The organism is Arthrobacter sp. 2YAF22_2 (genome assembly GCF_052114645.1).
Taxonomy (GTDB): Bacteria; Actinomycetota; Actinomycetes; order Actinomycetales; family Micrococcaceae; genus Arthrobacter.
Genome location: NZ_JBFRFD010000473.1, coordinates 1 through 2,810, shown reverse-complemented (window position 1 = coordinate 2,810; position 2,810 = coordinate 1). Strand labels below are relative to the sequence as shown.

Annotated in this window: 3 protein-coding genes and 1 pseudogene; all 4 read right to left on the bottom strand. The window is 66.1% G+C overall.

The window, feature by feature from the left end:
- Positions 1-1,016: GTPase ObgE (gene obgE, locus AB4Y86_RS16045; RefSeq protein ID WP_441403175.1), on the bottom strand; the 1,016-nt coding region annotated here is incomplete at its 3' end.
- Between the two features lie 115 nt (positions 1,017-1,131).
- Positions 1,132-1,395 (bottom strand): 50S ribosomal protein L27, encoded by a 264-nt coding sequence (gene rpmA / locus AB4Y86_RS16040; RefSeq protein WP_009372867.1) that lies wholly within the window; start codon positions 1,393-1,395, stop codon positions 1,132-1,134.
- A gap of 60 nt (positions 1,396-1,455) precedes the next feature.
- Entirely contained in the window at positions 1,456-1,764 is a 309-nt protein-coding gene (rplU, locus tag AB4Y86_RS16035; protein ID WP_441403176.1) for a 50S ribosomal protein L21, read from the bottom strand.
- Positions 1,765-2,132: 368 nt separating this feature from the next.
- Positions 2,133-2,810: pseudogene (locus tag AB4Y86_RS16030) on the bottom strand (bifunctional hydroxymethylpyrimidine kinase/phosphomethylpyrimidine kinase); the annotation flags it as partial.

Sequence of the window (2,810 nt, the reverse complement as noted above, 5' to 3'; positions counted from 1 at the left end):
GCCATGGCGAAGCCGAGCTGGCGGAGCCCTTCGTGGCTCGTCGCGGAAATCTCGAACACCTTGTAGCCGCGGGATTCGAGTTCCGGACGGACGAATTCGGCCATGTCCTTGCCGTCGGGCAGGTCAACCTTGTTCAGCGCGACCAGCCGGGGGCGGTGGTTCAGCGGGACGACTTCGCCGTCGGTCCCGCTGTAGCTCATGTCCACGGCGTACTTCTCGAGCTCGGCTTCAATGATGGCGAGGTCCGAGAGCGGGTCACGATCCGATTCGAGCGTGCCGCAGTCCAGCACGTGCACGAGGGCGGCGCAGCGCTCGACGTGGCGCAGGAAGTGGTGGCCCAGGCCCTTGCCCTCGCTGGCGCCCTCGATCAGGCCGGGCACGTCGGCGATGGTGAAGCGTACCTCGCCGGCCTGGACGACGCCCAGGTTCGGGATCAGGGTGGTGAAGGGGTAGTCGGCGATCTTGGGCCGGGCGGCCGACATGGCCGCGATCAGGCTGGACTTGCCGGCGGAGGGGAACCCGACCAGGGCGATGTCAGCGATGGACTTCAGTTCCAGGACCAGGTCGCTGGATTCGCCTTCGATGCCGAGCAGCGCGAAGCCGGGGGCGCGGCGCTTCTGCGAGGACAGGGACGCGTTGCCGAGGCCCCCGATGCCGCCGGCGGCCGCGATGTATTCGGCGCCTTCGCTGACGAGGTCGGCGAGGACGTCGCCGGACTTGGTCTTCACCACGGTGCCCACGGGCACCGGCAGGATCAGGGTCTCGCCGTTTTTGCCGCCGCGCCAGTCGCCCATCCCGGGGCCGCCGTTGGTGGCGTGCCGGTGCGGGGCGTGGTGGTAGTCGAGCAGGGTGGTGGTCTGGGGATCCACGCGCAGGATGACGTCGCCGCCGTTGCCGCCATTGCCGCCGTCGGGACCGCCGAGCGGCTTGAACTTCTCGCGGTGGACGGAGACACAGCCGTGGCCGCCGGTACCGCCGGATACGTGCAGTACTACCCGGTCTACAAAGCTCGCCACGTGGATCTCCTCAGTGCTGTTCCCTGGTCCCGCGAGGGCCCAAGATGATTGTAATGCGGTTAAAACACCGGTGGAGCGGACCTAATGGCCCGCCCCACCGATTTAGAACTTGTTGTTACTCTGCAGCTGCAGCAGCCACGATGTTCACAACGCGACGACCGCGGCGGGTGCCGAACTCGACAGCGCCGGGGGTCAGGGCGAACAGGGTGTCGTCGCCGCCGCGGCCAACGCCGGCGCCSGGGTGGAAGTGGGTGCCGCGCTGGCGGACGATGATCTCGCCTGCGGAAACTACCTGGCCGCCGAAGCGCTTGACGCCGAGGTACTGGGCGTTGGAGTCACGACCGTTGCGAGTGGAACTCGCGCCTTTTTTATGTGCCATTTGAAATGCCTGCCTTTAAATTCTGGGGAATCTGCTGAAAACCTGAACAGTAACGGGAAGTTACTTGATACCGGTGATCTTGAYCTTGGTCAGTTCCTGACGGTGACCCTGRCGCTTCYKGTARCCGGTCTTGTTCTTGAACTTCTGGATGACGATCTTSGGACCACGGAGGTCTTCSAGGATCTCAGCCGTAACCKTKACSTTGGCCAGKTCCGCAGCAGCAGACGTGACCTTGTCACCGTCCACCAGGAGCAGTGCGGGCAACTCAAAGGTGCTGCCGGCTCCACCGGGGACGCGGTTCAGGGTAACGAAGTCTCCAACGGAAACCTTCTCTTGGCGGCCGCCTGCGCGGACAATCGCGTACACCACTGGGGAACTCACTTCTCTCGACGTTTATTACTAGATTTGCGTGCGGAACCTGGGGCCAAAGACTTTGGACCGGCTCACGCTGTGCCTCAACGCCGGTGGATTCCCCGGGGGAACCCATGAGCTATCCTGTGGAAAATCCGGCCCGTAGCTACGGGTGAACTGTTCCTCAAGGTCATAACCCAAGTGTTGGCGTAAGCACCGAAGATCAAGACTACGCTAATTTCGCCTTCGGCCGCAAACGAGGCTGGTACCGGCGGGTAGTGCGTGACGGGAGCCACACCCTGTCCCCGGGGGGCTAAAGCTGGGCTGCCGCAGCGACTTCCGGAACCGCGCCCCATTATCCTACCGGTTGTTCCGGCCCGGTCCGTTCAGGCGTGCAGCCTCGGCGCGTCGAAGAACTCCACCTCGTAGCGGGTGGACTGCGCGAAGGCGACCGCCATTGCGGCGCGCTCCCCCTCGGACCCCCGCAGTGCTGCCGCATCCGTGTACCTGACCGCCTCCCGCGTGGACTCCGCGAAGGCCTCATCCGCGTAGGTCCCCAGCCACTCTGCATACGGGTGCGTGGCCGGGGCGCCGGCGGCGAGGAATCCACGCTGCAGCGTGGGGCCGACCTCGGCGTAGAGCCAGAAGCACGGCAGCGCCGCGGCCACGAGCACGCCGTAGCTGCCGGCGAGCGAGGCCGCATGCAGGTGGTCCACGTAGGCCTTGGTGACCGGTCCCGGCTCCGCCTGAACCGTGCGGCCGGCCAGCCAGTTCCGGTGCAGCTGGGTTTCGACTTCGAGGCACTGCTGCGCCGACCGGGACCAGAAGAGTTGTTCGGCTTCGGACGGCGCGAGCGCGGAAGCCCGGGACAGCACCCTGGCGTAGCCGTTCAGGTACAGGGCGTCCTGGCCGAGGTAGTAGGCGAAGTCCCGCTCCGGCAACGTGCCGTCGGCGAGTCCCTTGATGAAATCCAGGTCGTAGATCGCTTCCAACCCCGCCGCGGCGTGCCCGTCGAGTGCCGCGGCGAAGTCCCCCACGGCGGGCGCGGGCGCGACCGGCACGGA